This window comes from Novosphingobium sp. Sphag1I, assembly GCF_056279125.1.
Genome location: NZ_JBWBQS010000038.1, coordinates 1 through 5752, shown reverse-complemented (window position 1 = coordinate 5752; position 5752 = coordinate 1). Strand labels below are relative to the sequence as shown.

The following is a 5752-nucleotide window of genomic DNA, read 5'->3' as shown; positions in this document are numbered from 1 at the left end:
TGTGCCGCGACTAGCGGCACTCATCATTTCCGCCGCAGGCGGTCTGATTAGCGAGTTATCCATGCCTCGCCGTCGCCAGCTTTTGGATAGCGCTATGGCGAGGCATGGATAACTCGCAGCCCCCTTTCAGGGGATAATCATAAGATCATAGAAGGCAGAGAGAAAAAGACATTGCTAATCAGTATCTTATGAGGGGGGGGTAGCTCACCAGCTATGAGCTACCCCTAGCTCACCAGCCATGAGCTAGGTTCGGATAAAATCCGAAAGTTTTTGACTGGAATTAGATCATGGTTCGCGGTATAGACATTTTCGATTTTGTTCAATCGCTTTCAAAATTCATTCATGGGTGAGCTACCCCTAGCTCACGACTGACAAAATTTATCTGCCTGTGGGACTAGGGAGTGCCAATGTCGCAAAAGTCAAAGCAACTAGGTTTGACTACCCCGCCGGGCGGTACATGGGTGCAGACTGATCGCGCTGCTCATGAGAGATGGGCGCAACTGGCTATCGCCAATCCCCGTGCTTCATCGGTGCTTCATGTGCTGGTAGCTCAAATGGGACGGCATAATGCCATTGTGGCCAGCCAAACGACATTGGCAAAGGCAGCGCATTGCTCACTCCCGACCCTCAAGCGGGCTTTGTCCATACTCCGCGAACAGGGGTGGATCGAAGTCCGCCAGATCGGTCCAACCGGGACAGCCTGCGCCTACGTCATCAATGACCGGGTGGCATGGACCGGCAAGCGTGATGGCATCCGCTACAGCCTATTTTCGGCGGCTGTGTTGATCGCAGACGATGAACAACCGGATCGTGAAGAGCTAGGCGCGCAACCGGCGCTCCATCGCCTGCCTAACCTGTTTCCGGGGGAGCGCCAGTTGCCAAGCGGTCCCGGCCTTCCTCCCCCGTCTGAACCATCACTACCGGGAATGGAACCAGACTTGCCTGCCACCCAACAGCCGGAACCTGACCCAGCGATGCAGGAGGAATTCTCCCAGCTAGTTACTGGCCTAGGTAACAAGCTCCGTGCATCCGATACATCGCCCGATGACGATGCAACCGATATATAGATACCATACAGGCAAACTTAACAGCGAGTGACACTATGGGTATCACCCTAAGAGAAGCGTCGGAAAAGGTCGGTGTCACCCGCCAAACGCTCATGAAAGCAATCAAGACAGGACGCGTTTCCGGCCAAAAGTCAGATAATGGCGAGTGGCGTATTGAGCCTGTCGAACTGTTCCGCGTATGGCCCCCTGTAAATGAGGTGCAGCAACCTTTACAGCCCGATATAACAGGTAGTGACACCCCCGGTTTACAGGCTGAAAACAGGATGTTGCGTGAGCAGGTTGCGGAACTACGTGAAGAACGGAACGCTTGGCGAGAACAGGCGCAACGGCTTGCCCTGACCGATCAGCGCGCGGCCCCTCAACCTATTCCACAGCGCGGTTTCTGGTCGCGCCTGTTCAGCCGCCAGGGCGACAGCCCTAGCGGCGAGGAATAAACCATGGATGCTCCAACCGGCCCTTTATGGTCCCAAAAGCAGGCCATTGGCTATGAGGTCGCGCTGGAGGCCATCAACGATGTGATCGCGGGATATAGTGAACAGATCGCGCTAGAGCAGACCCATCCCGCGCCGAACACAGCCCGGATTACTTGGCTGGAAATGCGAACCGATCAGGCCGTTTCAGTCCACCACTCGCTTAACGTGTGCGATGACGGCAACGTGCAGCAGGCAATTTCCGAATTTAGCGCCATCGTCCGCGCAAGAGATGAAGGGCGCTGATCCTTAATGGAACCCGTCGCAATTCACCTGGTTTCCGGTGACAGAAGATGGCTTGGATGGGTGGAAAGCGGAACGTCCGGTTCCAGCGATTTACCATATGAAACAGACGATCCGCTTTCTGGTTTAGTGTGCAGCGGTCTTTGAAAACGCGTTCATTACGATGACACCGGCAACGATCAATCCCATTCCAGCCATTGCTGGAACGTCGAGCTTCTGGCCCTGAATTATCCATGCTACTGCTGCGATCAGCACAATACCGCAGCCCGACCAAATGGCGTAGGCAACGCCAGTTGGGATAGTTTTCAAAGTTAGCGATAGGCAATAAAACGCGACTACATATGCAAGTGCAGTAAGCAAGCTGGGGACCAGCTTCGTAAAGCCTTCGCTTTGTTTCATGAACGTGGTTCCGATCACTTCGGATATGATCGCTACCGCGAGAAGAACGTAATTCATGTGCGCTCCGGTTTCTCGTCGGAAGGCACGGCCCTGTTATCACAAGGCGTCCTCCCGACAGGGTCAGGTTGACGCCGTGGCAGGGAAGAACCCGCGATTTGCGGGCGCAGGAGACACCACCCTGCTACTCTATTCTCGGCATGATCCCGATAGCGTCTTTATCTGGAACTGTCACGTCAGCTATCGGATCGCGCTTGCTGCCTTCAGAGCGTCTAAAAATGGTCGACGGCTGACCGTCAGCTTCTGCCTGACGACAAACACATGAATCCGCGCATGGCTGACCGGCACACTCACGACCGCGCCGCCGCCGCGATCTGGCTGCACGAAAAACCCTGCCGGATTGGGAATATGCACGAAAACCCCGATTTCAGGGTTTTCCGTCATCCTCATCGGCTCATGCCACGATCACGTTGCAGGACCAGCTCGCGCTCATGGAGCAACTGGCCCACCGCGCGCGCCATCTGGGGTTCGCGCTGGATCCGCTCGATGTAGAGATCCTTGGTGTGCTGGTTCGCTCCGTTATAGGCATCCACCGCCTTGCGGAGCGCCTCCGGGGTCGCCTTCCAGTCGCTATTATGGTCGCCATAGCCATGGCCGCCCGCCTCGCGCTTCCCGGCAATGGTCCTGAACTTCTCCGCCACTTTCTCACGGTCCTGCACCTGCTGGCGTTCCTGTGCCTGCTCACGGGTGCGCTCGGCGACAAGCCGCTCCTGACGCTGCGCCTCGGCTGCATCGCGCCGATCGCGATCGACCGCGCCGCTCAAGGTGGCCGCGAACGCATGCAGCCTGCCCGATATCCGCTGCCCTGCATCGCGCAGCCACTCGGTCCCCCGCTCTATATACTGGCGCAGGCCCCGTTGCTCGATGACGCCGGCGTTGTGCTGGCCCACCATCGTTACTGGCTCATAGGCCCGCCCCTCCCGCATGGCCTGATGCTCGGCACGGCGTTCCATCGCCGTCGCGCTCGGCCCCATATGCACGGTCGCCTCCTGCTCGATTCCGCGCCGCTGGTGGCTGCGATGGTCCACCCGCTCCGGGACGTTCGCCCGTTCCAGCGCCGCATTCTGCATCTCGGCCCACCGGCCACGCCAGCGCTCGACCTCCCCGCTCGTCTTCTGGTCCAGTTCGCGGGTCTTCGCGCCCAGCCCTTCCGGGCCGATCCGCCGCGTCGTCGTCAGCAGATGGGCGTGGTGGTTGCGATGGTCGCCCTCGCGACCTGGTGCGTGGATCGCCACGTCCACCGCCACCCCATGCCGCTCGCTGATCTCCCGTGCGAGGCCCAGCGCAAGCTCGCGCCGCGCCTCGGCCGACAACTCGGCGGGCAGCGCGATTTCATATTCGCGGGCGACGGTCGAGTTCTTGCGCGTCTCTGCCTGTTCGGCGGCGTTCCAGAGCAGGGCCCGGTCACTGGCCCACGCCGGGGCGTCGGCGGGCACGACAAGGGCGTTATGTTCGACGCCCTGCTTGCGGGTGTAATCATGGACGAGGCCGGTGCGCTCATCCGTGATTTCGACACCCGCACGATAGGCTGCCGCTGCCGTCGCGCTGCGACCGGCGGAACGGCCTATCGTCTTTACCGCAAGATGGAAGCTCGCCATCGCCGCGCCCTTACCTTGCCATGCGGGAGCATGGCGCGGGCGACAGCCCGCTGGGGTTCAGGGGTATCCCCTGACGCACGCAAACGCAAGTTTGCATAAGTGCGCCCTTCCTCTCTTTCGCTCGGTCGGGTCCGGTGCTATCAGTATCGCACAGCGAAAGGATTGACCATGGCTGCTCCAACGCCAGAGGCTATCGAAACCGCCCGTCGCAAGGTCCAGCAGGCCAAGGCCCGGTTGCAGGCATTGGAAGCCCGCGCCGTTACCCTGAACCGCAAGGCCGATGCCCGCCGCAAGATCATCCTCGGCGGTCTGCTCCTCGATGCCGCCATGAAAGACCCCGCATGGGAATCCCACCTCAATGACCTGATGAGCCGGATCAGCCGCGATCAGGACCGGAAGGCGTTCGAGGGCTGGACCTTCAAGGGTGGCCCCGCCGATGCCTGATCCCTTCGACCCTGCCGAGTTTGATGCTCCCCCTCCCTCCGATCCCGGCGCAGACTATCGCACCCTGCTCGACGCCATGCGCAAGGCCGGGGCCGAAGGGGTCGCCCAGCAGGTCGCCGCACTGGCCCAGAAGATCGAACAGGACGCCCGCCAGCGCGCCGAATGGACCGCACAGGCAGGCGTGGGGGTCAGTGCCCTCCACCGGGCCGCTGGGGAGCTTCAGCGGGTCAGCGCAGGGGTCTGGTGGGATCGCCTGAAGGAATGGATCACCACCGCCCTCATCGGGCTGGGACTGATCTTCGCCGCGGCCCTCGCCTATCGCTGGGCGCAGGAACCCAAGATCGAGCGCCAGCTATACGGATGCACCGCCAAATGGGACGCCAAAGCCCAGACGTGCAAAGGAAAATGGGTGCCCCTCTACGAGCAGCAGCCCTGATTTAGCGCGATAATTGATATTCGCGGACAAGGATCGATGCAGGGACATGCCATGCCCGTTCGATTTTGCGGATCATGTGGAGGGTCAGCCCCCGCTTGCGGGCCAGAACCTCGGTCGCGCGCGATTGCCCGATCAGGGACGCCAGATCGGCGCGGGTGCGCCCTTCCGCCTCCATGGCCGCTTCAATCGCTTCCACCGGGTCCAGCTTGTCGACCGGCCACCGCTTCCGCTCATATTCATCGACCAGGGTTGCCAGCACATCGAGACGATCCTCGTCCGCGCTGCCCGCTTCCGCGCTCCAGAGCGCGCGGATTTCATCGACCGCCGCCCGATGGTCGTCATCATTCCTGATAGGTCTGATATCCATTTGCCTGTCCTTCAAAACTGATCGACGGTCGCGGCGTCGATGCGGTCATATTCAGCATGTGTCCCAATAAACTTTATGAAAGCGATCCCTCGCCGAAAATGGAACGCAACAATCATTCTATGATCTCCGCCCGCCACTTCAAATCTAACCCGTTCCGCCGCCACCGTTTTTGCTTTTGAAAAATCGGCCATGACTTCGATTGTCGAAGACCAGTCCGCATTTTCTGCAACCTCTAGCCAATGTGTCAGTGACGCACGGGTCAGAGGATGCGTCGTGAAATAGGCTACGATGTTTTTGCGGGCGATGATCCTCATCAGCAGGCTATGCCATTTCCCAATATGGGAAACAACCCTTAATTCCCATATTGGGAAGCTGTAGAAACTGGCATCAGTCCGGTTTCCCTTTTGGTGCCCGTTAGGGCACGCCAAGCCCTTGGATCGCACAGACCTTCCTCCAACCGCTCCCTACGCTCTACGGGCGGGAAATCGCCTCCTGTACCCCCTGATAGCCAATTGGGACCTTGCAGCATTGCGCAACGTGGAAGGGGTGCGGATTCCTACCCGCCTATGCCTAGCGTGTGCCGCGACTAGCGGCACTCATCATTTCCGCCGCAGGCGGTCTGATTAGCGAGTTATCCATGCCTCGCCGTCGCCAGCTTTTGGATAGCGCTA

The 5752-nt window shown here is 59.7% G+C and carries 10 protein-coding genes; 5 read left to right on the top strand and 5 right to left on the bottom strand.

Annotated features, from left to right (window positions below):
* Positions 1 to 407 precede the first annotated feature (407 nt).
* Genes ACZ9HU_RS22250 through ACZ9HU_RS22240 form a run of 3 tightly spaced genes read left to right on the top strand, consistent with a single transcriptional unit; the run spans position 408 to position 1783 of the window.
* Positions 408 to 1067 (top strand): helix-turn-helix domain-containing protein, encoded by a 660-nt coding sequence (locus ACZ9HU_RS22250; protein WP_081659621.1) that lies wholly within the window; start codon positions 408 to 410, stop codon positions 1065 to 1067.
* A gap of 35 nt (positions 1068 to 1102) precedes the next feature.
* On the top strand, positions 1103 to 1501 hold the full coding sequence (locus ACZ9HU_RS22245; protein WP_081659620.1) for a hypothetical protein: 399 nt from the start codon (positions 1103 to 1105) through the stop codon (positions 1499 to 1501).
* A gap of 3 nt (positions 1502 to 1504) precedes the next feature.
* A complete protein-coding gene (locus ACZ9HU_RS22240) occupies positions 1505 to 1783 on the top strand; it encodes a hypothetical protein (protein ID WP_021243410.1) in 279 nt (92 codons plus the stop codon).
* Positions 1784 to 1906: 123 nt separating this feature from the next.
* Here ACZ9HU_RS22240 and ACZ9HU_RS22235 read toward each other — a convergent pair whose 3' ends face one another.
* The 3 genes from ACZ9HU_RS22235 to mobQ all read right to left on the bottom strand — a co-directional run bounded on the left by ACZ9HU_RS22235 (position 1907) and on the right by mobQ (position 3834).
* Positions 1907 to 2236: an SMR family transporter gene (locus ACZ9HU_RS22235; RefSeq protein WP_126053693.1), complete on the bottom strand. Its 330-nt coding sequence runs from the start codon at positions 2234 to 2236 to the stop codon at positions 1907 to 1909.
* A 180-nt stretch (positions 2237 to 2416) separates the two neighbouring features.
* Positions 2417 to 2620, bottom strand: coding sequence for a hypothetical protein (locus tag ACZ9HU_RS22230; protein ID WP_175312629.1), 204 nt, complete (start codon positions 2618 to 2620; stop codon positions 2417 to 2419).
* Between the two features lie 2 nt (positions 2621 to 2622).
* Positions 2623 to 3834, bottom strand: a complete 1212-nt coding sequence (mobQ, locus tag ACZ9HU_RS22225) for a MobQ family relaxase (protein WP_059153723.1) — start codon at positions 3832 to 3834, stop codon at positions 2623 to 2625.
* Positions 3835 to 4002: 168 nt separating this feature from the next.
* On the opposite strand from mobQ, the gene ACZ9HU_RS22220 reads away from it, so the two are divergent.
* The gene (locus ACZ9HU_RS22220; RefSeq protein WP_021243413.1) at positions 4003 to 4278 is read left to right on the top strand and encodes a hypothetical protein; all 276 of its coding nucleotides are present in this window, start codon (positions 4003 to 4005) and stop codon (positions 4276 to 4278) included.
* Positions 4271 to 4714, top strand: a complete 444-nt coding sequence (locus ACZ9HU_RS22215) for a hypothetical protein (RefSeq protein ID WP_031290458.1) — start codon at positions 4271 to 4273, stop codon at positions 4712 to 4714. Before ACZ9HU_RS22220 ends, ACZ9HU_RS22215 begins: the two co-directional genes overlap by 8 nt.
* A 1-nt stretch (position 4715) precedes the next feature.
* Here the strand turns inward: ACZ9HU_RS22215 and ACZ9HU_RS22210 are convergent, their stop codons facing one another.
* Together ACZ9HU_RS22210 and ACZ9HU_RS22205 are read right to left on the bottom strand one after the other, a co-directional pair.
* The gene (locus ACZ9HU_RS22210; RefSeq protein ID WP_021226794.1) at positions 4716 to 5081 is read right to left on the bottom strand and encodes a helix-turn-helix domain-containing protein; all 366 of its coding nucleotides are present in this window, start codon (positions 5079 to 5081) and stop codon (positions 4716 to 4718) included.
* An 11-nt stretch (positions 5082 to 5092) separates the two neighbouring features.
* Entirely contained in the window at positions 5093 to 5395 is a 303-nt protein-coding gene (locus ACZ9HU_RS22205; RefSeq protein ID WP_021243411.1) for a type II toxin-antitoxin system HigB family toxin, read from the bottom strand.
* Positions 5396 to 5752 lie beyond the last annotated feature (357 nt).